The organism is Hoyosella subflava DQS3-9A1, assembly GCF_000214175.1.
In the GTDB taxonomy this organism is placed as follows: domain Bacteria; phylum Actinomycetota; class Actinomycetes; order Mycobacteriales; family Mycobacteriaceae; genus Hoyosella; species Hoyosella subflava.
This window is the reverse complement of sequence record NC_015564.1, coordinates 3,942,432-3,967,765: the sequence shown is the minus strand read 5'-3', so window position 1 is coordinate 3,967,765 and position 25,334 is coordinate 3,942,432. Positions and strand designations below refer to the sequence as shown.

The 25,334-nt window shown below is 61.5% G+C and carries 23 protein-coding genes and 1 pseudogene; 18 read left to right on the top strand and 6 right to left on the bottom strand.

What is annotated here, in order from left to right; all coding sequences use genetic code 11:
- Positions 1–65: 65 nt before the first annotated feature.
- The 8 genes and pseudogenes from AS9A_RS18650 (at position 66) to AS9A_RS18625 (ending at position 7,797) form a co-directional block, all read left to right on the top strand.
- The gene (locus AS9A_RS18650; protein ID WP_237707974.1) at positions 66–830 is read left to right on the top strand and encodes an ABC transporter permease; all 765 of its coding nucleotides are present in this window, start codon (positions 66–68) and stop codon (positions 828–830) included.
- An 18-nt stretch (positions 831–848) separates the two neighbouring features.
- Positions 849–2,201, top strand: coding sequence for an LLM class flavin-dependent oxidoreductase (locus AS9A_RS18645; protein ID WP_013808680.1), 1,353 nt, complete (start codon positions 849–851; stop codon positions 2,199–2,201).
- Positions 2,198–2,458 (top strand): hypothetical protein, encoded by a 261-nt coding sequence (locus AS9A_RS22895; RefSeq protein ID WP_049793787.1) that lies wholly within the window; start codon positions 2,198–2,200, stop codon positions 2,456–2,458. Before AS9A_RS18645 ends, AS9A_RS22895 begins: the two co-directional genes overlap by 4 nt.
- Before the next feature lie 12 nt (positions 2,459–2,470).
- Positions 2,471–3,088: an MFS transporter gene (locus AS9A_RS22890; protein ID WP_049793786.1), complete on the top strand. Its 618-nt coding sequence runs from the start codon at positions 2,471–2,473 to the stop codon at positions 3,086–3,088.
- Between the two features lie 26 nt (positions 3,089–3,114).
- Positions 3,115–3,415: pseudogene (locus tag AS9A_RS23925) on the top strand (FAD-binding protein); the annotation flags it as partial.
- A gap of 366 nt (positions 3,416–3,781) precedes the next feature.
- Complete coding sequence (locus AS9A_RS18635) at positions 3,782–5,002, top strand: acyl-CoA dehydrogenase family protein (protein WP_013808678.1); 1,221 nt, start codon at positions 3,782–3,784, stop codon at positions 5,000–5,002.
- Entirely contained in the window at positions 4,999–6,411 is a 1,413-nt protein-coding gene (locus tag AS9A_RS18630) for an LLM class flavin-dependent oxidoreductase (protein WP_013808677.1), read from the top strand. Before AS9A_RS18635 ends, AS9A_RS18630 begins: the two co-directional genes overlap by 4 nt.
- A 21-nt stretch (positions 6,412–6,432) precedes the next feature.
- A complete protein-coding gene (locus AS9A_RS18625) occupies positions 6,433–7,797 on the top strand; it encodes a styrene monooxygenase/indole monooxygenase family protein (RefSeq protein WP_013808676.1) in 1,365 nt (454 codons plus the stop codon).
- A 77-nt stretch (positions 7,798–7,874) separates the two neighbouring features.
- Here the strand turns inward: AS9A_RS18625 and AS9A_RS18620 are convergent, their stop codons facing one another.
- The gene (locus tag AS9A_RS18620; protein ID WP_013808675.1) at positions 7,875–8,834 is read right to left on the bottom strand and encodes a TauD/TfdA dioxygenase family protein; all 960 of its coding nucleotides are present in this window, start codon (positions 8,832–8,834) and stop codon (positions 7,875–7,877) included.
- A gap of 173 nt (positions 8,835–9,007) precedes the next feature.
- Between AS9A_RS18620 and AS9A_RS18615 the strand changes: the two genes are divergently transcribed.
- From AS9A_RS18615 to AS9A_RS18600, 4 genes are all read left to right on the top strand, one after another.
- Positions 9,008–10,075 carry an ABC transporter substrate-binding protein gene (locus tag AS9A_RS18615; protein ID WP_013808673.1) on the top strand — a complete coding sequence of 356 codons (1,068 nt, stop codon included), beginning with the start codon at positions 9,008–9,010 and terminating at the stop codon, positions 10,073–10,075.
- 103 nt (positions 10,076–10,178) lie between these two features.
- A complete protein-coding gene (locus AS9A_RS18610; RefSeq protein WP_013808672.1) occupies positions 10,179–10,367 on the top strand; it encodes an ATP-binding cassette domain-containing protein in 189 nt (62 codons plus the stop codon).
- 237 nt (positions 10,368–10,604) lie between these two features.
- Positions 10,605–11,132: an ABC transporter permease gene (locus AS9A_RS18605; protein ID WP_237707840.1), complete on the top strand. Its 528-nt coding sequence runs from the start codon at positions 10,605–10,607 to the stop codon at positions 11,130–11,132.
- Positions 11,123–11,788, top strand: coding sequence for a DUF998 domain-containing protein (locus AS9A_RS18600; RefSeq protein ID WP_013808670.1), 666 nt, complete (start codon positions 11,123–11,125; stop codon positions 11,786–11,788). Before AS9A_RS18605 ends, AS9A_RS18600 begins: the two co-directional genes overlap by 10 nt.
- A 107-nt stretch (positions 11,789–11,895) precedes the next feature.
- On the opposite strand, the gene AS9A_RS18595 is transcribed toward AS9A_RS18600, so the two are convergent.
- The 4 genes from AS9A_RS18595 to leuC are packed head-to-tail and all read right to left on the bottom strand — an operon-like array spanning position 11,896 to position 18,300.
- Positions 11,896–15,495: an indolepyruvate ferredoxin oxidoreductase family protein gene (locus tag AS9A_RS18595; RefSeq protein ID WP_013808669.1), complete on the bottom strand. Its 3,600-nt coding sequence runs from the start codon at positions 15,493–15,495 to the stop codon at positions 11,896–11,898.
- A 27-nt stretch (positions 15,496–15,522) separates the two neighbouring features.
- A complete protein-coding gene (locus tag AS9A_RS18590) occupies positions 15,523–16,284 on the bottom strand; it encodes an RraA family protein (protein ID WP_013808668.1) in 762 nt (253 codons plus the stop codon).
- Complete coding sequence (gene leuD / locus AS9A_RS18585; protein WP_013808667.1) at positions 16,277–16,894, bottom strand: 3-isopropylmalate dehydratase small subunit; 618 nt, start codon at positions 16,892–16,894, stop codon at positions 16,277–16,279. The genes AS9A_RS18590 and leuD overlap by 8 nt, the downstream gene beginning before the upstream one ends.
- Positions 16,894–18,300 carry a 3-isopropylmalate dehydratase large subunit gene (leuC, locus tag AS9A_RS18580; RefSeq protein WP_013808666.1) on the bottom strand — a complete coding sequence of 469 codons (1,407 nt, stop codon included), beginning with the start codon at positions 18,298–18,300 and terminating at the stop codon, positions 16,894–16,896. Before leuC ends, leuD begins: the two co-directional genes overlap by 1 nt.
- Before the next feature lie 194 nt (positions 18,301–18,494).
- On the opposite strand from leuC, the gene AS9A_RS18575 reads away from it, so the two are divergent.
- The 6 genes from AS9A_RS18575 (at position 18,495) to AS9A_RS18550 (ending at position 24,557) form a co-directional block, all read left to right on the top strand.
- Positions 18,495–18,989, top strand: coding sequence for an Lrp/AsnC family transcriptional regulator (locus AS9A_RS18575; protein WP_013808665.1), 495 nt, complete (start codon positions 18,495–18,497; stop codon positions 18,987–18,989).
- Positions 18,990–19,200: 211 nt separating this feature from the next.
- Positions 19,201–20,607: a 2-hydroxycarboxylate transporter family protein gene (locus AS9A_RS18570; RefSeq protein WP_158307385.1), complete on the top strand. Its 1,407-nt coding sequence runs from the start codon at positions 19,201–19,203 to the stop codon at positions 20,605–20,607.
- A gap of 424 nt (positions 20,608–21,031) precedes the next feature.
- Positions 21,032–21,649: a putative monooxygenase gene (locus tag AS9A_RS18565; protein WP_013808663.1), complete on the top strand. Its 618-nt coding sequence runs from the start codon at positions 21,032–21,034 to the stop codon at positions 21,647–21,649.
- Positions 21,650–21,842: 193 nt separating this feature from the next.
- Entirely contained in the window at positions 21,843–22,913 is a 1,071-nt protein-coding gene (locus AS9A_RS18560; RefSeq protein ID WP_013808662.1) for an ABC transporter substrate-binding protein, read from the top strand.
- Complete coding sequence (locus AS9A_RS18555) at positions 22,910–23,698, top strand: ABC transporter ATP-binding protein (RefSeq protein ID WP_013808661.1); 789 nt, start codon at positions 22,910–22,912, stop codon at positions 23,696–23,698. The genes AS9A_RS18560 and AS9A_RS18555 overlap by 4 nt, the downstream gene beginning before the upstream one ends.
- Positions 23,688–24,557 carry an ABC transporter permease gene (locus tag AS9A_RS18550; RefSeq protein WP_013808660.1) on the top strand — a complete coding sequence of 290 codons (870 nt, stop codon included), beginning with the start codon at positions 23,688–23,690 and terminating at the stop codon, positions 24,555–24,557. Before AS9A_RS18555 ends, AS9A_RS18550 begins: the two co-directional genes overlap by 11 nt.
- Here AS9A_RS18550 and AS9A_RS18545 read toward each other — a convergent pair whose 3' ends face one another.
- Positions 24,558–25,325: an IclR family transcriptional regulator gene (locus AS9A_RS18545; protein ID WP_013808659.1), complete on the bottom strand. Its 768-nt coding sequence runs from the start codon at positions 25,323–25,325 to the stop codon at positions 24,558–24,560.
- Positions 25,326–25,334 lie beyond the last annotated feature (9 nt).

Here is a 25,334-nt window from a genome sequence, read left to right as displayed (position 1 = left end):
GCACAACCGCTCACGTCGTGGCCGAACGGCAACCCCAGGGAAGGAGGAAGGCCAAAGATCTGGCACTGAAGACGTCAAATCTGACGCGCGCACTCGTGGCAAGATCGGCGGTCATTCTGGGATTCCTCGCAGTATGGGAGTTCGCTCCGCGGACCGGGCTTGTCGATCCAGTGTTTCTGGTGCCGTTCTCCGATGTTGTCACTGCGCTTAAGAACCTCATCGCGTCTGGGGAGCTTTCTCAGCACCTTTCCGCGAGTCTATCCCGCGCACTCTTCGGATTCGCGATCGCTATCGCAGTGGCGATACCGCTCGGCGTGGCGGTTGCCTGGTATAAGCCGGTATCCAATGCACTGAATCCAATACTGGAACTTTTTCGGAACACCGCGGCGCTAGCGCTCTTGCCCGTATTCGTGCTGCTGCTGGGAATCGGAGAGGCCTCCAAGGTCGCACTCGTCATCTACGCCTGCACCTTTCCGATTCTGTTGAACACTATTTCCGGTGTGCGCACCGTTGATCCGCTGCTCATCAAGTCGGCGACCTCTCTTGGTTTTTCGCAGTTCCAGCTGTTCCGGAAGGTTGTCCTCCCTGCCGCAGTCCCGACAATCTTCACGGGTATCCGCCTTTCCGGCGCGGCATCGATTCTGGTACTCGTCGCCGCCGAAATGGTCGGTGCGCGAGCTGGACTCGGCTACCTCATCACCGCTTCTCAACTCAACTTCCAGATTCCCAACATGTACGCCGGGATCGTGGTCATCGCCATTGTCGGTGTGGCCCTGAACGCGATTCTCGTCGCGCTTGAACGGCGCTTCTCCCGCTGGCGCACCACCTAGTCAAGGACTTCTAGCACAATGGCAGACGAACAACAGCACAAGCAGTTGCACCTCAACGCATTCTTGATGGGGGTTGGGCATCACGAAGCGGCCTGGCGGCACCCGCGAACCAGGGCACAAAGTGTTCTCGATGTGAGGCACTTTCAGGCGCTCGGGCAGATCGCTGAACGAGGTCGGCTCGACTCGGTGTTCTTTGCCGACGGGCTTGCCGTGGGACCGCGTATAGCGCGAAATACCCTCGCGGTTTTCGAACCGATCACGCTCCTAAGTGCCATAGCAGCGGTAACTGAGCGTATCGGGCTTATTGCCACAGCATCGACCACCTACAACGATCCGTACACACTGGCCCGGAAGTTCGCGTCCCTGGACCACATCAGCGGGGGACGCGCAGGATGGAACATTGTTACTTCCGCGGGTGTCGATGAAGCAGCGAACTATGGCCTTGATGTGAGGCCGGAGCACGAAAAGCGATATGCGAGGGCAAGCGAATTCGTTGACGTCGCAGTGAAACTCTGGCAGAGCTGGGAATCTGGATCCGTTTTGCTCGACGAAGACCTGGGTGTTTTCGCTGACCCGAAGAAAGTGCACGCAATTCACCATGAAGGCGCGCACTTCCGTGTACGAGGACCTCTCAACTCGCCGCGCAGCCCACAAGGCCGACCTCTTCTAGTGCAAGCGGGGTCTTCCGAAGCTGGTAAAGAATTTGCCGCGCGATTTGCCGAAGCGGTTTTTACTGCGCAGCAGTCACTGGAAGATGGGATTGACTTCTATACAGATCTCAAGCGCCGACTGCCGAGGTACGGTCGGCGCGCCGAGGGGCTCAAGGTATTGCCGGGAGTCGTGCCGTTCATAGGTGGAACCGAGGCAGAAGCGCGTGCGCTGGAGTCAGAGTTCACCGAGCTCATTTCACCGGATTACGCCCTGCGCCAGCTTTCCACCATGCTTGGCATCGACCTGACTGAGCACGCGCTGGATGCACCGCTTCCGCCGTTGCCGCCGATCCACGCGATCGAGGGGAACAAGAGCCGGTACCAACTGGTAAAAGACCTGGCTGAAAAGGACAGCCTCACTGTTCGGGAGCTAATCGGCCGACTCGGCGGGGGGCGCGGGCATCGGACATTTGCGGGTACCCCTGAGCAGCTTGCCGACGAGCTGCAGTTGTGGTTTGAGGCAGGCGCAGCGGATGGATTTAATATCATGCCGCCGTATTTGCCGGGAGGCTTGGAAGACTTCGTCACCGAGGTGGTGCCGCTGCTGCAGAAACGTGGAATATTCCGCGAAGAGTACGAAGGGCTCACGCTTCGCGACCATTACCGGCTTGAACCTGTCGATGGTGGATCCGATGGGCAGGAATGGCAAGCGGCGCAATGATTTTTCGTCATCTCGTGCTGCCGTTCGCTTACCGGGCGCGGGCGATGGCGAGCTTTGCCCTCATGATGCGGCTGGGGATGTTTCTTGGCCCCCTGATCAGTGCCGCCGCGATCCACGTGAGCAACGTCCGAGGCGGTTTTGTGGTTCAGTTGGCGGCAACTGTGCTGGCCGGCTGGCTCATGGCGAGGTTGCCCGACCCTCCCCGGAACGGGCAACGCATGCACGCACAGACGCCCCACGTTCTCCGCCTTGCGTAGACACATCGACGCATGCTCGCCACGCTCGGCGCGGGTGCAGTCGTGATGGGTGCGGCGCGGGCATCGATTCCAGTGGTGATCCCCTTGTGGGCAGACCACATTGGACTCAGCGCCGCGCAAGCGAACCTGATATTCGCCGCGGCGGCAGCGATCGACGTGACGTTCTCCTATCCCGCCGGCTACCTGATGGACCGATTTTCGCGTCGCTTCATCGCAGTTCCCTCGCTTATCGTGCTCGGCGCAGGTTACGTGCTGCTGCCGATCTCGGATTCAGCGTTGAGCCTTATTGTGGCAGCGCTAGTGCTCGGCGCCGGTAACGGTCTCGGGAATGGCGTGACCATGACGATAGGTGCTGACACCGCCCCGCCGGACACGCGCGCCGAGTTTCTCGCTGTGTGGCGGTTGATGCACGACGTGGGCTTCTTCGCCGGGCCTCTCACAGTGAGCGGAGTGGCAGTACTCGTATCGCTGGCGGCGGCTGTGGCCTCAATGTCAGCACTCAGCGCAGTGGGAGCGGCGATCTTCGCTCGCTATCTGCCAACTCCGCCGCTCACTGAGGATTGTCCCCAGTTTCAGATCATTCAGATCTTGTCTCCTCACACCAGGAAAAACCATGAGAAATGCGGGTAGTACACCAGCAGCGAAGATCGTGACGGATGACGGATGTGTTCGTTGTCGGGGGTCGCCCAGCGGGCACTTGGGCAGCGCTAAAAGCGGCGGAATCCGGAGCACGCGTCGTACTGGCTGACAAGGGATTTGCGGGGTAAGCGGCGCCACGGCGGCTGCGGGGACCGGTGTCTGGTACGTCTCGCCGCAACGCGAGGCCCGAGAGACGGCCATGGCGAGTAGCGAAGCGCTGGGGGCTATCTCGCCGACCGGCGCTGGATGGAGCGAGTGCTCGACGAAACATATGCGGGGATGAACGAGCTTGCGTATGCAGGTCGCTATTCTTTCCCGACTGGTGCTTGACACAGATGCCATGGGGACCTGCTTCCCATCGCGCGAATTTCGGACGCCCGAATCGTATGCAGGTTTTGCGCAGTGTCCCGCGCGGTGCGCGGCGGACTGACATGCCTAACCAGTCATTGCGCCACTACTGGCAGGTGAATCTCGCTGCGCAGCGTCGCTTTCGGGCGAATTGCGCCACTTGAGTAGCGACATATGAGGTTTCGATCATCCTGATTTTTGTCTCTTGGTGAAGCTGAACAGCCCATAGCCGGGTCAAGGTCTCTTAGGTTTTGCTCTAGCCGAGTAGAAGTCGTGCCTTTTGACTCCACCTCCGCCATCGTTGTGCCGATCGCATCGCCTACCTGAGGAGTGATAGTGGGGAGTACAACGATTCGCGCAGCCGCGCAGCCCACCGAGCAGGAACTGAAGAACCATTTTCAGCCGATATTCGACCAGATAGCGGAGGGAGCAATCCAGCGCGAAAGGGATCGGCGGCTGCTGTTCGACGAGGTCGAACTGTTGCGCAGTGCACGCTTCGGCGCACTGCGGGTGCCCGTGGAGTTGGGCGGCTTTGGCGCGACCGTCAGACAATTGTTCTCACTACTTATTGATTTGGCTGCGGCGGAATCGAATCTGCCGCAGGCGTTGCGAGTGCATTGGTCGTTCGTCGAGGATCAGCGCCTTTCGGGTGACGTCCAGGCGCAGGTCTGGCTCGATGCCGTCGCAGCTGGCGCGCTAGTGGGCAACGCGATCACTGAGCCAGGAATCGGGGCGGCGGACAGGTATCAGACGGCGCTCACGCGAGACGGCGACAGATGGATACTCAACGGCACCAAGTACTACAGCACGGGAAGTCTGTATTCGGACTACATCCTGGCCGCAGCGGACCAGGAGGGCGAGCGTGTATCGGTCTTAGTGGATGCCCAGCAGTCGGGTGTTGAGCAGACCGATAACTGGGACGGTTTCGGTCAGCAACTCACAGTGAGCGGAACTACCACGTTCACCGATGTTGTCGTGCCGGAAGACCGGATACTCGGCCCGGGCTATGGGACACCCGGCCGCACCTACGTCACCGCTTACCTCCAGCTGGTTCAACTAGCTGTTCTCGCGGGAATCGCACAGCGCGCGGAAGCGGAGACTGTGGAGTGGGTGCGTCAGCGAACCCGGACGTTCACCCATGCGGCAGCTGATGTGCCGCGCCATGATCCGCTGGTTCAGCAGGTCATCGGCAAGCTCGCGGCAGCGACTTTTGGGGCTCGTGCCGCGGTGCTCGCTGTCGCAGATGACCTCGATGTCTTGCTCGAGGCTGGCGGTGACGACCCCCAGTTGCTGGACCAGGCCGAAGCAGCGGCCGCGCAGGCCCAGTCGGTGGTTATCGGCCTCGTCCTCGACGCGACATCGCGGCTGTTCGAGGTGGGCGGCGCCTCGATCACATCGTCGGGTCCCGCTCTGGATCGCCACTGGCGCAACGCGCGAACGATCTCGGCGCATAACCCACTTATTTTCAAGGAACAAGCGCTGGGTGCGTACCTGCTGAATGGCGATGCGCTGCCATACGCCTGGAGCGCCGGTCGCTTCTCGAAGCAGTCAGCATGACCAGGCAGGTTCGTTTCAACGCGTTCGACATGAACTGCGTCGCTCACCAGTCACCCGGCCTGTGGCGGCACCCAGCGGACCAGTCTCAGCGATACACCGAGATTGAATACTGGACTGGACTAGCCAAGCTATTGGAGCGGGGTGTGTTTGACGGGCTGTTCATCGCGGACGTTTTGGGCACCTATGACGTGTACGGCGGCACCGACGAGGCCGCGTTGCGGGAGGGTGCTCAAATACCGGTGGCTGATCCTCTTCTGCTCGTCTCCGCTATGGCTGCTGTAACGCAGCACCTGGGCTTCGGTATCACCACAGGCACAGGATTCGAGCATCCCTACCCCTTTGCACGCCGACTATCAACTCTTGATCACCTCACCAAAGGGCGTATCGGATGGAATGTCGTCACGGGATACCTGCCGTCTGCGGCGCGGAACTTCGGCGCTGCGGATCAGCTTGACCACGATGACCGCTACGACCATGCCGACGAATACCTGGAAGTGTTGTACAAACTCTGGGAGGGGTCATGGGAAGATGACGCGGTCGTACGAGACCGTGAGCGCGGCGTATACGTCGACGCGGACAAGGTGCACCACGTTGGGCACCGGGGTAAGCACTTTTCTGTTCCGGGCATTCACCTGTCCGAACCATCCCCACAGCGCACACCGGTCATCTACCAGGCCGGTGCCTCACCACGGGGGGTTCGTTTTGCCTCAGAACACGCAGAGGCAATTTTCGTGGCGGCACCGTCGAAACGGGTGCTGAAGGAGACGGTGCGCCGGATTCGCAGCGGCCTTGTGGCGGCGGGCCGCGCACCATACTCTGCACGGATTTACGCGCTCGCGACCATCATCACGGACAGATCAGATGCGGCGGCCGCAGCCAAGCATGAGGAATTCAAGCGGTACGCAAGTCTCGAAGGCGGACTTGTCTTTACATCTGGGTGGATGGGTATCGACCTTTCGCGCTACGACCTCGATGAGCCAATCGGAAATGTCGAGAGCAATGCGATTCGCTCGGCTGTCGCCGCGTTCCAGGAGTCGGGAGATGACGGTCGCGAATGGCTGGTGCGTGACATTGCTGAGTGGGCCAGCATCGGTGGGCTCGGGCCACGATTCGTTGGGTCAGGCAACACCGTGGCGGACCACATTCAGAATTGGGTAACAGAGACCGACGTCGACGGCTTCAACCTCGCCTACGCGATAACCCCGGGCTCCTTTGAAGACGTCATTACCCATGTAGTGCCCGTGTTGCAGGAACGCGGCGCGTATCCGGCCACGTACTCGCAAGGATCTTTGCGGGAAAAGCTTTTCGGCAATGGAGCGAGGCTCCCAGACGACCATCGTGGAGCCCGATACCGCTTAGGCGGAGACCTCTCCACCATCACAGCGCGCTATCGCGCCTATGCCAGTTGACAACGAGAATTGGGAGTAAAGGTGACTGAACAGCAACGACGTTCCGCAGCAGTGATCGGCGCAGGCCTTGCGGGATCCTCCGCGGCACTTGGGTTCCTGGATGCTGGGTTCGGTGTGACCCTGTACAGCGACAAGGATCGAGCGGCCCTTCGCGACGATGTGCCTCCAACCGGCAGTGCCGTGTATTTCGGAAAGTCCCGGGAAGCCGATGCGCGCATCATCGAAGACCTCTATGGCGAAGAATCGCTGACGACCGGGCTCAGCACTCGCCTGCACACGGGTTACGGTGACGATCGCGGCGAAATTCTCGAGTTCGACCCCGAATTCGGCTACTTCGCACAGGCTGTGGACGTCCGGCTGCGAGCTGCCGACCGGATTGACCGCTTCGTCGACCGCGGTGGAGTCTTCGAAGTTCGCAAAGTGACGGTAGACGACGTGGATGCGATTGCCGCCAAGCACGACCTGACACTTGTGGCGACGGGGAAGGGCGGTCTCGTGTCGCTGTTCCCCGTGGACGAGGAGCGTACCGTCTACCGAACGCCGCAGCGTTCCCTCCTGCTGGTGACGCTGCATGCAAAAAGCGACAGGCCCGATTTCGCGTATCGAACGCAGAACGGCCGCCTTCACAACCTGTTCAACCTGCACACCGACTTCGGTGAGGCTTGGCTTGGGCCCTTCCTGCACAAGGATGCCGGACCGTCCTGGAGTTTCCTGGGGTTCGCCAAGCCGGGCTCCCCTTGGGAGGAGCGTTTCGCTAAAGCTACCGACGCCCGCAGCGCACGCAACGTCGTCGTCGATTTCTACCGCGAGTTCTTCCCCAACGAGGCTCCTGAGATAGAAAAACTCGAATCGATCGATGCAGACCCGTATTCGTGGCTGCGCGGAGCTGTGACTCCCACGGTCCGGACAGCTGTAGGTATCACGAAGAGTGGCCACCCAGTAGCAGCTATTGGCGACGCTGCCATCACGTTCGATCCACTCGCTGGGCAGGGCGCTCAGAACGCCATTGTGCAGGTTGCTGCGTTGGTTGCGGCCGCAGAATCACAGAAGGGCGAGTTCGATACCGACTGGCTGCGGGAGCAATTCGACAGGCACTGGGAGGCGCGAGGCAATGCTGCGGCTGAAGTCACCAGGCTCTTCCTCGGCGATCCAAAGTACGCGACTCATGCGGAATTGCTCTTCCCCGCCGCAGCCGTGAGTGAGGCTGTCGCGGCAGCGCTATTTGGCTTCTTGTCGGAGCCTGAGAAGCTGCTTGGTCTCAGCTCTCGGGAGGATGTACTGGCGTTCATTTCCGGTATTGCTGGGGAAGCCGCTGAAGACGTACTTTCGCGGTTCAATCTCAGCAGTGGCTTTACTGCATCACCCCTCGCTCCGGCCCGCGTGTAAGCCACCTGTGCACGCGAAACACGCCCCCACACGGAATCTGCTGTGCGGGGGCGTGTTTCCTGGGATCATCGCGAGATTCAGCTAGCTAGAGGCTGTGGCTGATCGAGATCTGAGAAGTGCGAAGCGTCACCAGCGATCAGTCTGCTACGTTCACCGTTAACGCTCACCGGAACGTCCCCTGCAAGGGTGATGCGAGTCAGTCGGCGGCGCTGGTTGCCGTAGTCAGCGACAGCATAGTGCTGGGTTGCACGGTTATCCCAGATTGCGACGTCACCGGGCTGCCAGTTCCAGCGAGCCGTGTACTCCAGTTTCGTGACGCGAGCTTGGAGCAGCTGGAAGAGCGTGTGTGATTCCGTGCTGCCGAAGCCGACGAATTCCCTGACGAAATGTCCAAGCAGTAGTGCGCGTTCACCGGTTTCCGGATGCACACGGACTACGGGATGCTCGGTTTCGTAGGACGTCGACTGAAACTCCTTGCGGTATTCGGCTGAGTTGGGTCCGGCCGCGTCGTCGGTTTTTGTCGCCGCATAGTCGTAGAGATTGGTATGTCGTGCCCACAATGTGTCGACTAGCGCGCGCAGCGGAGCAGGCAAGCCTTCGTACGCTGCGACGGTTGACGCCCACGTCGTCGAACCACCGTAGGACGGGAGGACTTCAGGTCGGAGAATCGATGCTTTTGGGATCCGGTCGACGAACGTTACGTCAGTGTGCCAGGAGTTTGCGCGGCCATTCTCGGAATCGATCGGTAATACTCGTTCGCCGAACGATGTGACTGTCGGATGGGCTGTAGTCGGTGTGCCCAGCAGTTGGGCGAAATCGTATTGGCCGGACTCGTCGAGATGATGCTGACCGCGGAAGAAGATTACCTTGTGTGCGAGCAGCGCCCGCCGAATGGCGTCAGCTTGATCGGGGGAGAGGTCGCCACCTAGTCGCACCCCGTGGATCACGGCCCCGATGTGCTCGCCCAGGCGCTGGACGGTTAGCGCCTGGCCGTGGTCGGGGGCGGAGTGTGACAGGTGAACGGTATCAGTCGTCATGTTCTTTCCTTCCGAAAACGATGGGTGGTGGATGGTGAGGAGAACAAAACCACGGGCACGCGGATAAAGACAGGGTTATCGTCAGCTTGATCGATATCCCGCGCATCCAATCAGTGGGAAAGCTTTCCGCATAGTTTGTGGAAAGCTTTCCCACGTGCATATGCTTCCCACTCATGAAAATGAGTCGGAAAGGTGGCCGCTGGTCGGTCACCGCACGGTTGGTCGCTGTAGTCCTCGGTCTTGGGCTTGCCGTCTCCGGCTGTGCCGGTGCGGGTCAAAACGATGAGGCTGGCCCCTCAATCGTCCGCGTCGGTATGTTCCCGAACGTCACGCACGCCCCAGCGTTGGTGGGGGTGGAACAAGGGCTGCTGCAAGAGGCGCTCGGGGATGATGTGGAACTGGAAGTCCACTACTTCAACGCCGGCGGCGAGGCTGCTCAGGCCCTGCTAGCAGGTGCGATTGATCTCACCTACATCGGACCAAATCCGGCCATCAACGCATTTCAGCGCTCCAATGGTGAAGCGGTACGCCTGATCTCGGGCTCCACATCAGGGGGAGCCTTCTTCGTCGTTCGTGATGGTATCGACAGTGCTGATGACCTTCGGGGCGCGACGCTGGCGTCCCCGCAGCCCATCGGCAACACTCAGGACGTCGCGATGCGGGCGTGGCTGTCGGAACAGGGGTTCGAAACCGACACGCGAGGCGGCGGCGACGTGGAAATTCGGTCGATGGCGAACGCTGACGTCCTCCAGGCCTTCCAGCAAGGCGATCTTGATGGTGCGTGGGTTCCCGAGCCGTGGGCAACACGTCTTATTAATGAGGGTGGCGGACAGATTCTGGTCGACGAGCGTGACATTTGGCCGAACGGTCAGTACGTCACGACACATATCCTGGCATCCACGGCGTTCCTCGACGCCAGCCCAGATATCATCCGCGCAATACTGTCTGCCCACCTCGACGCGCTCGACTTCGTCAATTCGAGCCCCGAGGAAGCGCAGGCAACAACCCTGGATGGAATCGAGAACGCGATTCACACGCGCCTCTCCGCCGAGCTGATCGCTGCGGCGTGGCAGAACCTCGAATTCACGCCCGACCCGATTGCCTCTTCGCTGCAGGAGTCCGCTGACGATGCGGTTGCTGCGGGACTCCTCGAACCCGTTGACCTCAATGGGATCTACGATCTGACGATTCTGAATGAACTCCTGCGCGAGCGGGGGGTAGCGGAGGTGTCAGACTCATGAGTGTCCTGGAGTCCGAATCCCGAGCAGAGCTTGTGAAGTCGGGAACTGCCGTGGAGCTGGACAGCGATCGAACAGCTGCGTGACGGGGGGGGGGGTCACGCTGGTGCTTGTCAGCCACGCTATGGATGAGGTTAACCGTTTGTGTGACGCCGTTGTGCTCCTCGACGCGGGCCGGGTCATCGCCGAGGGGACACCGTCTGAAATCACCGCGCAAGCGAGGGCCGCGGACCTCGAGGAAGCGTTCGTGTGTTTGACCGGGCGTGCCCTGCAAGACGACATGGAGGAGAACTGATGACCGCGGCCATCGAAGCGCACCGTCCAGGGCTTCGTTCGTGGGTGACACTGATCAAGTGCGAGGCCAAAATGGTGGTTCGTGACACCGCCAGCCTAGTGGTACCCATCGGGCTTCCCTTGCTCATCCTGATCATGAGCGCATCTGCTGCTGGCTCGGAAGCTGCTGGCGACACCGGGCTGACAGGCCCGGAGATATATGTTCTCCCGCTGGTTTTCGCGATGGTCATCGCGTCGATTGGGATCATCTACATGCCGAGCTTCCTCACCTACTACCGGCAGCGGCATTTTGCGTCGTCTCGCGGTCACGCCCGCCTCGCCCGCGATGGTGCTCGTTGCTCAGGCAGTGGTGAGCCTTTTGCAGGCAGTGTTAGGTGTGGGCGTTGCCTTCGCGGTTGCTGTTCTGGTTTTCGGCGCGGAGTTCCCGCTAAATCCTGTGATGGCTGTCGCCGTGGCGCTGCTGGGACTGGCGGCCATGTATGGAGTGGGGATGATCGTCGCTGCTGTCGCCCCAACACCCAACACTGCAGTCGCCATCGGCCTGATCGCGTTCTTCGCGGTCGCGGCACTCGGCGGGCTGTTCGGTGCGCAATCCCTGCCCGAGGAGCTAGCCAGGGTGGGAGAGCACCTGCCCTTCGGCGCGACCATGCACGCTCTCGCGGACGCGTGGGCTGGTACGCCGGTTGATTCAGCGCACATCCTCAGCCTGGTGGCCGCGGTACTTGTCGGCGGGTTCGTTGCGGCGGTGTTCTTCCGGTGGGAGTGATTCCCGCCTTTCCTGCAACCGTGCTCACCGCAATCGGTGCGGTGGGCACGGTTGGCTTCGCCGTGGTGTTCCTGGTCGACGGGTGGACACGGACTGGCTACCGCTGGCTGCGCCATCCCGTCAGCGCGCTAGCACTTGGTGACCGAGGATGGGTCCAGACCACGAACTTCGCGGTGAGTGGCGCAATGATCGCAGCCGGTGGCGTTGGGGCACTTGGCGTGTCGGTTCTGCTCGGCGGGTCGATCACGCTTTTGGGCCTGGCGCTGATCGCGTCTGGCATCTTTCCGATGGACGCGATGCGTGGCTATCCGCCGGGCACTACAGACACAACGCCGACGACGTTCACCCGTCGGCACCTGTGGCACGACCGGGCCGGAGCGGTCGTATTTCTGTTACTTCCAGTGTTGCCAGCTATTGCGGCGGTCACAGCCGACTTCGGATGGGCTGTACGTACGTACTCCGCGCTCACGTCGGTGCTCGCGGTTGTACTGGTTCACAGGTTCACTACAGCCTGGGAGAGTGATGCCCCACGGACCGGTTTATGGCAAAGGGCGGCGCTCATCTTGGTCTTGAGCTGGCTGGCGGCAGTGTGCGTCGCCGTCGGCCGCAACCTCGTGTGCGCATCGAAAACGACTGGTCTTCAGCGCACCGAGTAGGCTGCATGACGTATCGCTAGGTGGGCGCTTACGCCATCATTGTGCCCGCTGCTGTGATAGGCGCTGTACCGGGCGCGATGGTGGTGCGCGCGGTGCCCGCCGCGTGGCTACAGATCAGTATCGGGGTGCTCGTAGTCGTCACACTGATCGTCACGTACATGGTGCGGACGCTGGTATCTGCTGAGCAGGTTCGCCATCGTCTCGTGGTAGCGAACGACGTTGTTGGCCTTGATTTGTTCGTATCCGCGCACCATGTCGGGCAGGTCGGCGATCTCCACGGCCGCCGTGAGGGTGTCGGGGGTGAGTCCGGCGAGCAGGCGTTCGACGACTTCGCGGTACTCGGTGATGAGCTGACGTTCCATCTTTCGAATGTGGTGGTAGCCAAAGATGTCGAGCTTGGTGCCGCGCACGCGCCGCATGCGATAGAGCGTGCGGAACGCCGGGTAGGACCAAGAGCCCAGCGAGATCTTGTTTTTCATTCCGAGTGCTCGCAGCATCGGGGGGTGGAGTCGGATGGAGCGCTTTGCGTCCTTGCCGAAGGCTTCGGTGGCGGCAGCGTCGAATGACGGATCTAAGATGAGGCGTGCGACTTCGTATTCGTCCTTGTAGGCCATCAGTTTGTATAGGTTGCGCACCACTGTCTCGGTCAGCACTCCTGCATGACCGGTGGTGGACTCCTCCGCGGTGCGGACTCGTTCGATGAACGCGGCGAAAAGCCTGGCGTAGTCGGTGTTCTGGTAATCAATCAGCTCGGCAATACGCCGCTCGACGATCTTACCCAGCTCTGAGCCTGTATTGGCCTGGACGATGCGCGCGATTTCTTGGACGTCGGCGGTCGGGCGGGTGGGCTCGCTGTTGGCCTTGCGGGTCGCGTTGATGGTCCTGGTCAGTGCCTCGGGATCGGCGACGACCTGGCGGCCGCGGCGGAATGCTTGCAGGTTCGTCTCGACCGCTGCGCCGTTTAGGGTGATGGCGTTTTCGATCGACTCGGCGCTGATCGGAAGCGATCCGGTCTGGTAGGAAGCTCCGACGAGGAGCATGTTTGTGAACTGCTCGTCACCGAACAGCTGGAGAGACAACTCTGCCGGGTCGAGATAGATGGAGCGGGACGCGGAGTCGTCGATTGCGTCACGGATAGTGCCCGGTGCAGGGAACGTCACTGAGGTGTCCACGACCATTTGTCCGGTCGGCACTTCGGTGGTTGAGACGACCGCGACTGTTTTGCCGGAGTCGGCAACCCGGAGGTTGTTGGGGTCGGTTGCCACTAGCGAATCGCAAGCCAAGTAAAGGTCACACCGTCCGGCTCCGATCTTGGGGGAGTGGTCCGAGTACGTGGAGGTAAGTTTGAGGTCCGAGATGACGGCTCCGCCCTTCTGTGCAAGTCCGGTCTGGTCGAGACTGCGCACAAACCAGCCGTCGAGGACGGCGGCGGTACCGAGGATTTGCGACACGGTCACCACGCCGGTGCCGCCAACGCCCATGATCCGCATACCAAAGTCATCCGCCCGCGTAGCAGAATTCGGTTCGTCCACGACGGAGGCGGGGATCTCAGGCACAGGATCGCGCTCTTCTGCGGTGCCCGGGGTGATCGTCACGAATGAAGGACAGTCGCCCTTGAGGCAGGAGTAGTCGAGGTTGCAGGACGACTGGTGGATCGTGGTTTTCCGACCGAACTCGGTCTCCGTCGGCTGCACAGACAGGCAGTTGGATTTCTCGCCGCAGTCACCGCACCCTTCGCAGATGCGCTCGTTGATCATCACCTTGGAAGTCGGGGTCTCAACCTTTCCGCGCTTGCGCTTACGCCGTTTCTCGGCCGCACATTCTTGGTCGTGGATGAGGACGCTGACGCCGGGAACGCTGGCCAGTTCCTGCTGTACCTTTACGAGGTCGTCACGGTCTCGGACCTCGACGTCTCTTGGTAGCTTGAATGCCTTGACCCGGTTGCGGTCTTCCGTGGTGACGACAATTTTCTTAGCGCCTTCGGACTTCAGCAGTCCAACGAGCCGGTCAAGTGGCATGGCGCCGACCGGGTCCTGGCCGCCGGTCATGGCGACGGTGGCGTTGTACAGCAGCTTGTAGGTGATGTTCTCGCCGGAGGCCACGGCGGCTCGAAGTGCCAGGCTTCCGGAATGCATGAAGGTGCCGTCGCCGACGTTCTGGACGAAGTGGTTCTCCTCGAGGAACGGGGCCATGCCAACCCACTGGGCGCCTTCGCCGCCCATCTGGGTCAGTCCGATGACCTCACCCACCTGCTTTTCGTCCATCAACATCACCATGGCGTGGCAACCGATGCCGCCGCCGATGAGGGTGTCGGGAGCGACCTTGGTGGAGGCGTTGTGTGGGCATCCGGAGCAGAAGTAGGGGGTTCGGGTGATGATCGGCAGCGAGATTCGGGAACGCTTCGGTCGCTCACGCCACTGGATGACCGGCTCGATCTGGAGCTCGTCGCCCAGTCGTCGGGCGAGGGCACCGGTGATGAGGTCGGCGTCGAGCTCGCCGAAATCGTTGACGAGTTTCCGTCCGTTCGGATCGGTCTTGCCCAGGACCCGTGGCGCGCCGGGCAGACCGTAGAGAATCTCGCGGATGGCCGATTCGATGAATGCTCGCTTTTCCTCCACGACGATGATCTCGTCGAGACCGTCGGCGAAGGACCGAACAATCTCCGGGTCGACCGGGAAGATCATACCGAGCTTGAGGATGCGGATGCCGTAACGCCGTAGGTCCGACTCGTCCAGACCGAGCACGGTGAGGGCTTCACGAAGGTCGAGGTAGGTTTTCCCGGCCGCGACGATACCCACTCGGTCGTCAGGCCCTCGTTGCACGATGTCATTGAGGTTGTTGAGCCGGGCGTACGCCAGGGCGCGGGGCAGACGGTCATGCAGCTGACTGCGCTCGAGTTTGATCAGGTTCGGCCCGGTAAGGTTCGCGTCCGGCCGGAAGGTACTCGCACCCAGGTCGCCGAATGTGGGCACGATCCGATCGGGATGAACGGTCGCGCTGCCGGCACCGTCCGCCAGAGCAGTGACGATCTTCATCCCTGACCACAGCCCGGTGAAACGGGAAAGATACGGTGCATGAATGCCGTAGTCGATAGCCTCTTGAGGGTCGGCGGGGTACAGAGTGGGAATCAGAAGGTCCGCCATCGCCACTTCGGAAGAACAGGCCAAACTGGAGGACTTGCCGCCCGGATCATCACCCACCAGGGCGACGGCACCACCGTTGGGATCGGTACCGACAAGATTGGCGTGGCGGATGGCATCAGAGGCCCGGTCTAGTCCAGGAGATTTCCCATACCAGTAGCCCGTGACCCCGTCTCCGCGCATCCGGCCAACCTGGGGGACCATCTGCGTGCCGAGAATCGACGTCGCAGCGAGCTCTTCGTTGACGCCGGGACGATGGACGATGTCGTAGCCGTCGAGCAGCCTGCGGCGGCGGACGATTTCAAGGTCGTATCCGGCCAGGGGCGAGCCCTCATAACCAGAAACAAAAGTGGAGATGTTCTGTCCGCGGCGTCGGTCGAGGACCGCTCGGTCCCGCAGGATGCGCACGAGTGCTTGAATACCGGTGAGGTAGATCGAGCCATCTTCGCGGACGTACCGGTCGTCCAGCGTGAAGTCCACAGACGATATCGACGTTCTCACCGGCGGGACGTCCGCGCGGCGAGCAGGCGTTTTCGCTGTGGGCGCGGAGGAAGTCGTAAGCGACATGAGTTTTCCTTCTACGGTTGATGCGTGTCAGGCCGGGTTGGGTCCCGGTCCGAGACCGGCGATGAGCTCTTCGAGCGAGCTGGCTGCATCGATGCGGTCGATGAAGGCGGACTCGTCCCGCTGCGCGGCGAGGCAGTGATCGACTACATCTGGTACGGCGGCGAACGGGATGATGCACACCCCGTCTCGGTCGGCGACGATGTAGTCACCGGGAGTGACAGCGTGGTCCCGAAGTGACACAGTTCCGTTGAGTTCAACTAGGTCATAGCGGTACCGGGCGGCCATCGGGCGGCGGGTGGCGCTCCAGACGGGCAGCCCGGCCTCCTCAATCGAGGCGGTGTCGCGGATCGGCCCGTCGACGATGCAGCCGACGATGCCGGCCTTGACCGCCCACCGCGCGGAGAGCGCACCGACCACTGCTCCGGAGCGTGCCCCGGAGCAGTCAAATACAGCAACGTCACCGGCCTGCCCCAGTCCATACAGGTCGCGGTCGCCGAAGACAGTGCCCTCTCCGTTCTCCCGGTTTCGGGCAGGAGAACCGGGGAGAGGCCGGTAGCGGAGGGTGACGGCCGGCCCACAGACCCGGTTGTCGGGCAGAATCGGGCGCAAGGACTCGGTATCGATATCCGCGCCCACGCCCAACTTGTCGAGGGCGTCGGCGACGGCCGCCGACATGTCGTCGAGTGCGAGCAGGGTGGTCGCGTGGTGCTCGTCGTATCGTGGGACATCGACGCGGCAGATCTTGGACGCGGGAACCGCCCCGGTCAGGCGGGCGGAGACGTCAGCCACGGTCGGCTCCGGGGGCGGGGACACGCCACGCGGTCGGCAGAGTGGAGCGTCGGTGGCTTTCGTAACTGTTGATGAGATCCACGTGTTCGAGGGTTAGAACGATGTCGTCGAGGCCGTTGAGCAGGCGCCATCGGGTATGTCCGTCGAGGACGAACTCGTACGTCGCCCCGTCGACCCGGATCTCCAGCTGTGCGAGATCGACGGTGATCTCCTCGTGGGGATGAGTTTCGAGAGACCTCCAAATCTGGTCGATCACATGTTGCGGTTGTTCAATTGTGAGCAGACCGTTCTGGAGTGAGTTTCCGCGGAAGATGTCCCCGAAGCGGGGAGCGATGATGACGCGGATCCCGTATCCCTGTAGGGCCCAGACTGCCCACTCGCGGGACGATCCTGTGCCGAAGTCCTCACCAGCGACGATGACGGACGCACCTCGGTACTCCGGGCGGCTAAGCACGAAGTCGGGGTTCGCTCGCCAGTCGGCGAACAGCGCATCGCCGAGGCCGTCCTTGCCGGTTCCCTCGCAGAATCGCGCGGGGAAAATCTGGTCGGTATCGACGTCGGTCACTCGCAGAGGAGCGCCGATGCCGGTGTGGGAGATGAACTTTTCCATCACTGGTCCTTGATGTTTATGGGATCGGTGATACGTCCGGTGACCGCACTCGCTGCGGCGACTGCCGGGGACACCAGGTGTGTGCGAGCGCCCTGCCCCTGGCGGCCCTCGAAATTGCGGTTGTTGGTAGAGGCCGACCGTTGACCGGGGCGCAGGCGGTCTTCGTTGACGGCGACGCACATGGAACAGCCCGAATGTCGTAGTTCCACTCCTGCCTCGGCAAAGACCTGGTCGAGACCCTCTTCGACTGCCTGCCTGCGCACCGCCTCTGAGCCGGGGACGAGGTAGACCTGCACTGTCGGTGAGACCTTGCGGCCCCTCCATACGTCTGCGACCGCCCGTAGATCTTCGATTCGGCCATTCGTGCACGAACCGATAAAGATCGAGTCGATCATGATTTCATCGGTACGATCACCAGGCTGTAGGTCCATGTACTGCAGGGCTCTTTCCGCCGCGGACACGGCCACGGGTGAGTTATAGGAGTTCGGTGTTGGCACGGCTTCGCCGAGGGGAACGGATTGCGCGGGAGTTGTGCCCCACGAGACCCGTGGACGCACGGCCGAACCGTTGATCCGCACCTCCTTGTGAAATACGGCGTCGTCGTCGGTCCGGAACGTCCGCCAGTACTCGACCTCCTCGTCGAACGCGGGGCCGCTCGGAACGTGGGGGCGTCCACGGAGATACTCGATGGTCATCTCGTCCGGGGCGACCAGGCCGGCGCGGGCGCCCGCCTCGATCGACATATTGCAGAGGGTCATCCGTCCCTCCATCGACAAAGAACGGACCGCCTCTCCTTGATATTCGATGACGTGCCCCTGACCCCCAGAGGTGCCGATGTGGGCGATTATCTCCAGGATGAGGTCCTTGGCGGTGACGCCCGGCTGGAGCCGGCCGTCGACCGTGACGCGCATGTTCTTCATTCGGACCATGGGCAGCGTCTGTGTAGCCAGGACATGCTCGACCTGACTGGTGCCGATGCCGAACGCCAGGACACCGAACGCCCCGTGGGTACTGGTGTGGGAGTCACAACACACCAGAGTCATCCCGGGCTGGGTTAGACCCAGCTCGGGGCCGATGACATGGGCGATTCCACGTTGCGGATCACGCAGGGAATACAGCTCTATCCCGAACTCGCGGCAGTTCCGCTCCATCAGAGTGATCTGGGCTTCGCCGGCCGGGTTCGTCATCTCACGTAGCAGATCGTCGGTGGGATTCTGGTGATCGATGGTCCCCAATGTCAGATCAGGTCGGCGCACCGCCCGTCCTTGCGTGCGGAGGTTCTCAAAGGCGACCGGGGTGTTGACCTCGTGCAGCAGATGCATGTCGATATAGACAACATCGGGTTCGCCATCGGCCTCGCGAACGAGGTGGTTGTTCCAGATCTTGTCGGCAAGTGTGTTCCCCATAGTTCGGCTCGCTCTCTTCTGCCCAGGCGGTACTGGCCATCTGTGTGACACACAACATACGAGCCTATGTGCCGGGTGTAGAGTCTGCGTGTGGAGATTGCTACCACATGCTCAGAACAGCTCCGGTAAACGGCTGCCAAATGCGCATATGGAGCAACTTTGCCCACTCGGGACCAACCTTTGGGAGTGCTAAAGTGCTGGATTTTGACAAGCTCGACCTGGACCTGCTTCGACTGATCGTGGAGGAGCCACGCGCCGGCGTGCGGGAGTACTCGCGACGGCTAAACATTGCACGTAATACCGCCCAGTCCAGGATCAACAAGCTTGAGAGTTCCGGGGTCCTCGTGAGTTGGCGTCCTCAGATCGACCTCGCCCCATTGGGGTACACCGTCATGGCGTTCGTTCACGTCCACATCGCGCAAAGCCACCTGGAGCCGACGCTGGATCGGCTGACTCGGATTCCGGAGCTGATCGAGGCGAACACCGTCTCGGGTGATGGGGATCTGCTATGTCGGTTCGTGGCCAGAGACAACTCACACTTCGGGGAAGTGCTCCAAGAAGTGAACGGAACCGAGGGTGTTCTCCGCACCCGTTCGGAGATCGTGCTCAGTCGAAGGGTGTGGCCACGCTCAATCCCGATAGTGGCGAAGTTGCGAACGGATCAAAATTCGGGGCGGATCAATGGCTGATCGAGGACCCTTCAATCGAGTTGCCGGTACAGTAAATCCGTGCGTCGTGATGCCAACTGCTCAAATTGAGCCGTCCCCCTGAGCCGCCTTTGAACACCTGGTGGATATTTCCTGGAGCGCGCTTGCCGGGGAGTGTGAGCTATACAACAGTCATCTGACAGTGATGAAGTTCACACGCCGAGAGGCGCTGGCCGTTCCAGGTAGGAGCCCCATGACCACCCAAGCACCAGATCCCGTCGCAACATCCACCCGGGAGCAATCTGATCCTGAGGCATCTTCCGGCACGGGAGGCAAGCCACCGACCGCCGACCGCCGGAGGCGGTGGCCGGTCATTTCGGGTATGCCGGCCGAGTACTTCCTAGTCCTCTTCGCCGTCATTGTGGTCGCTAGCCTCACTGGCACCCTCCCGACCTCGCTGATTGCCGGGTTTGCGGCCGCGATCGCCTTCGCCGGAATCCTTATGTGGATCGGACAGAAGGTTCCTTATCTGAGGGACTTCGGCCTTCCAGTCATTCTCTGCCTGTTTGTTCCGGCAACTCTCGTCTACTTGGGTGTGATGCCCGAGAGTACGATCGCCTTGTTCGACGCGTTCGTTGACGAACAAGGCGCGATGGACTTCATCCTCATTGTCATCATCGTAGGTGCCATCTTGGGGATGCCCAGAAAGTTGATCGTCAAAGCCGGGGTACGCTTCATCGTCCCCGTTATCGGAACGATCGCAGCAACGCTCCTACTGATCGGCCTCGTCGGCGCCGCAATCGGCTACGGATTCGGTCGGGCAATGTTGCTCATTGCTGCGCCAGTGATGGCCGGAGGACTGCCCATTGGGGCGATCCCCATGAGCGAGATGTATGCGCAAGCTGTCGGCGGAACGCCTGACGACTTCTTCCCCGCCCTGCTCAGCGCAGTCTTAGTTGCCAACATCGTCTGCATCTTCGCTGCGGCGATCTTCAGCGGAGTCGGTAAGCGACGCGGCAGGACGTGGGTCGGCTTCAACGGCAACGGCCAGCTCCTCCGAGTCAAGAGCAACGCTGCAGACCTCAAGCAACCCGCTCCAGTCACCACGGCAACCTTCACTGGCCTTACGCAGGGGCTGCTCATCGCCGGTGCCATATTTATCGGCGCTACTATGCTCTCGGCGCTGGTTCCAAATATTCATGCCTACGCCTGGGCTGTCCTGGTCACTATCGTCCTGAAAATCGCCAAACTCTTGCCGCTCGAACTCGAGACGGCCAGCTCGCACCTCGGTGACTGGTTCGTCACCGGCCTCGTTCCGCCGCTGCTAATTGCCTTGAGTACCACGAAGATCACCATCGCCGACGTCATTGCCGTCCTCGGCGACGGACAGTTCGTTTTCCTCATTGTCGCCGCGGTCGTGATATCCGGGCTCGCTGCAGGCTTGTTCGGCCTTCTAGTCAAGATGTACTTTATTGATTCCGCAATCGTTCCCGGCCTCATCATGGCAGACACCGGCGGTTCCGGTGACCTAGCAGTCCTGTCTGCGTCGGAGCGAATGAACCTTCTTCCCTTCGCGACGATCGCGACCCGGTTTGGAGGAACGTTGACACTGCTTCTCGTATCGCTTCTGACGCCACTGCTAGCAGCCACACTGCTCTAACCCCAGCCTCCCGCTGGACGCTCCGAGTGAGCGGTGCCCGGGTCTCTCTACAATTTGCGTGCTGTGGCCTCAAACTGCGGACCTGAAGCGTGGACTCAGCTCCAACCATCTTACGTTCCAAATGCCTTGTGCTCGATGCGACGTCGCGGCTCTTCGAGGTAGGCGGTGCCTCGATCACCTCGTCGGGGCTCGCTCTGGATCGCCACACGACCATGCCGATGAATAGCTGGAAGTGTTGTACAAACTCTGGGAGGGGTCATGGGAAGATGACGCGGTCGTGACGAGACCGTGAGCGTTACGGTGACGATCGCGGCGAAATTCTCGAGTTCGACCCCGAGTTTGGTTACGTAGCACAGGGTGTGGACGTCCGGCTGCGAGCTGCCGACCGGATTGACCGCTTCAGCACTTCACACGGGCAACCGATGTGCACAGCGCACGGCGCGCAGTCATCGACTTTTACCGTGAGTACTTTCCTAACGAGGCGTCCGAGGTGGAAAAGCTCGAAGCGATCGACTCGGATCCGCATTCGTGGCTGCGCGGGGTGGTGACTCCCACGGTCCGCAGGGCTGTCGGCACGACGAGCGGCGGCCATGCGGTGGCAGCTATTGGAGATGCGGCCATCGCGTTCGATCCGCTGGCGGGGCAAGGGGCACAGAACGCTATCGTGCAGGTCGCTGCTTTTGTTGCTGCGGCAGCCTCACACAAGGGCGAGTTCAGCGCCGACTGGCTCCGGGAGCAATTCGACAGACACTGGGAGGAGCGAGGCAATGCCTCGGCGGAAGTCACCAGGCTTTTCCTGGGCGATAGGAAGTACGCATCTCATTCAGAGTTGCTCTTCCCAGCCGCAGCTGTGAGCGAGCGTGTGGCGGCGGCGCTGTTTGGGTTCCTGTCTGAGCCGGACCGGCTCAAAGCCCTCAAGGACCGAGAAGATGTGCTGGCCCTCAACTCTGAGATAGCAGGTGAACCCAGTGACGAAGTCCTCTCACGCTTCGCGCCAAGCAGTGGATTCACCGCGTCACCGCTGGCTGCGGCGCGAGTATGAGCCGTCGTCTCTGACGAAAGAATGCGCCCCCGCACGGTATCTGGTGTGCGGGGGCGATTAATCGGTCCCAACCACGGGCATGCAGCAGGAGACAGGGTTGTCGTCAGAATGATCGGTATCCGCATCCAGTTTGTGGGAAATCTTCCCGCATCGGTTTGTGGAATGCTTTCCCACACCCGTATGCTTCCGATTCATGAAAATGAGTCGGAAGGGTGGCCGCTGGTCGGTCACCGCACGGTTAGTCGCTGTAGTCCTCGGTCTTGGGCTGGCCGTTTCCGGCTGTACCAGTGCGCATCAGAACGAAGGGGCAGCAGCTGGCTCCGTCGTCCGCGTGGGCATGTTCCCGAACGTCACGCACGCACCCGCGCTCGTTGGCGTGGAGAATGGCCTTCTCCAAGATGCGCTGGGCGACGACGTAGAACTCGAAGTGCACTATTTCAATGCGGGTGGCGAGGCGGCGCAGGCGCTCCTGGCTGGTGCGATCGACCTCACCTACATTGGGCCCAACCCGGCGATCAACGCCTTCCAGCGCTCAAACGGAGAAGCGGTGCGCTTGGTCTCCGGCTCCACCTCTGGTGGTGCATTCTTCGTTGTACGGGACGGCATCGACGGCCCGGAAGACCTTCAAGGTGCGACACTTGCTTCGCCGCAGCCGATTGGGAACACGCAGGATGTCGCGCTGCGCGCCTGGCTTGCCGAGCAGGGCCTCCAAACCGATACGCGGGGCGGCGGTGATGTGTCGATTAGATCGATGGCGAATGCGGACGTACTCCAGGCCTTTCAGCAGGGTGACCTCGATGGTGCGTGGGTTCCGGAACCATGGGCGACACGACTGATAGATGAGGCGGGGGGCAAGGTGCTCATTGATGAGCGTGACCTCTGGCCCAACGGGCAGTACGTTACGACGCACATCCTCGCGTCGACATCGTTCCTCGACAGCAACCCGGAGATCGTGCGAGCCATCCTTTCGGCTCACCTCGACGCGCTCGATTTCGTGAACGCCAACCCAGATGAGGCACAGACTATTGCGCTGGACGGAATCGAGAACGCGATCGGGACGCGACTGTCAGCCGAACTGATCGCAGCCGCGTGGCAGAACCTCGAGTTCACGCCAGATCCGATTGCGTCTTCCCTGCAGGAATCCGCGGACGACGCGATCGCGGCGGGATTGCTGGAGCCGGTGGATCTGGACGGGATTTACGACCTCGCGATTCTCAATGAACTCCTCCGGGAGCGCAGCGCACCGGAGGTGTCTGACTCATGAGCATCCTCGCGTCCGGCTCACGTGCGGCGGTGGTCGAACACGCTGGCGCAGCCGTCACCCTCGACCACGTCAGCAAGACGTACGGTCACGGAAAAACAGCTGTTCAAGCGCTCGACCGTGTCACTCTCGATGTCACAAAAGGCGAGTTCCTATGCCTGGTCGGCGCGTCTGGCTGCGGAAAAAGCACCCTGCTGAACCTCATTTCTGGGCTCGACAAACCAACCGACGGCTCGGTGCGCGTACAGGGCCGCGCAGCGCTTATGTTCCAGGAGTCCGCACTCTTCCCCTGGCTCACTGTGGCTGCCAATGTAGAGCTCGCGCTCAAGCTGCGCGGCGTGGGCCGCCGTGAGCGTAAACAGCGGGCACGGGAACTGCTCGCAGCGGTTCACTTGGACGCCTTCGTGGGGAAGCGCCCGCACGAGCTTTCCGGCGGTATGCGTCAGCGTGTCGCGATCGCTCGCGCATTCGCGCAGGATGCGGACGTGCTGCTGATGGATGAGCCCTTCGGGGCGCTCGACGCGATGACTCGTGATGTACTGCACGGTGAGCTGGAGCGCCTGTGGCGCGAACGGGGCCTCACCGTCATTTTCGTCACTCACAACGTCCGCGAAGCCGCGCGCCTTGCAGATCGAGTTGTGGTTCTTTCAAGCCGTCCCGGGAAGATTCTTACGACATTCGACGTCAATATCACGCGTCCTCGGCGAATTGAATCGCCCGAGGTGTCGACGCTGGCGTCAGAGATAACCGACGTACTCAAGGGGGAGGTGCGTCGCCATGGCCGCTGACATCGCACAACTCGATGAGGAGATTCAGGGCCTCGACAGCCTCGACACGCCCCAGGAAGAGAAGAAGCCTCTTCCAGCCCGTATATGGGCGGCGGTCTGGCCGAAGCTTGGGGCGATCGCGCTCGCGCTCGGAATCTGGCAGCTAGTCGTACTGTCAGGGTGGAAACCTGAGTATCTGCTCCCGGGTCCCGTTGACGTGTTCGCTGAACTTTGGCGCCGCACACTCGATGGCAGCCTGGTCGATGCTGCCTTTGTGACGCTGCAGCGGGGTGTGAGTGGCTTCGCGCTCGCGCTGGTGATCGGTGTCATCGTGGGGAGTCTCGTGTCGCGGATCCGAGTGCTGCGGGCCGCATTCGGTTCCTTCATCACCGGGCTGCAAACGATGCCTTCGGTCGCGTGGGTCCCGCTCGCTATCTTGCTGTTCCCGTTCAGCGGAGAGCAGGCGATCTTCTTCGTCGTCGTACTTGGTGCGGCACCCTCGATCGCGAACGGACTGATCAGCGGCGTCGATCAGATCCCGCCGCTGTGGTTGCGTGCGGGGCATGTTCTCGGCGCTCGAGGGCTGTCTCTCTATCGCCACGTGATTCTTCCTGCCGCGCTCCCGAATTTCGTGGCTGGGCTCAAACAGGGCTGGGCGTTCGCGTGGCGGAGCCTGATGGCCGGCGAACTGATCGTCACCGCTGCGGGCCAATCGTCGCTGGGGCATTCCCTTCAGATTTCCCGCGATCTCGGTGATGCCCACGGTTTGCTGGCCACGATGATCATAATCCTGGTGATCGGCATTCTCGTCGACAGCCTGGTGTTCGGTCAGATTGAGCAGGCGCTGCTGCGCAGACGCGGACTGCTCGAAAACAAGTAGCTAGTCACCGACAAGCAGGGCAGCGATGCGTGACACTTGCTGCCCTGCTACCCGGGCGAGTCGCGGAACGTCCTCGTCGGTGATCCGGACGGTAGGCCCCTGTACCGCTACGGCGGCGACGGCAGTACCGCTGTGGTGCAGAACTGGGACCGCGATGGCCCGAACACCTGGGTTTCGTTCTTCATCGTTGAGCGCCCATCCGCGCCGCCGCACGGCATACAGCTCTTCAGCCAGATCCTTCCGGCTGGTGATGCTCTTGACCGTTGCCCCGGCAAGCTCGCCGAGTCCGGCTAACTGGTCAGCGATCGATCCGCTATAGGCGAGGAAACACTTGCCCATGGCGGAGACATTGAGCGGCACGCGGGTTCCCGGTTCTTGATCGAACCGCAGCGGCTGCGGTGAAGCAGCGTGCAGCACGATCTGAACTTCGTTCCCTGTTCGTATACCCAGGTTGACGGACTCGCCCGTTTCTGCCGCCAGGTCGTCGAGGATTGGCTGGGCACGGCCATATCCAAGTTGCTCTTGCGCGTGCCGCCCGAGCATAACCAGCGTGGGGCCAAGCAGGTAGCGTTCGCCGCGTGCATCGTGCACAAGGAGCCCCTCGTGCGTCAGGACCCGGACGATTCGGTGGACTGTGCTAATTGTCAGTCCCGTTGTGTGTGCCAGCTCTGTGATTCCGAGGCTTTCTCTGGTAGACACGAAGCACCTCAGAATGGCGACGGCACGTTCGACGGCCTGGGCACCAGAACGGGGCGGTGAATCGGTCACAGCCGGATC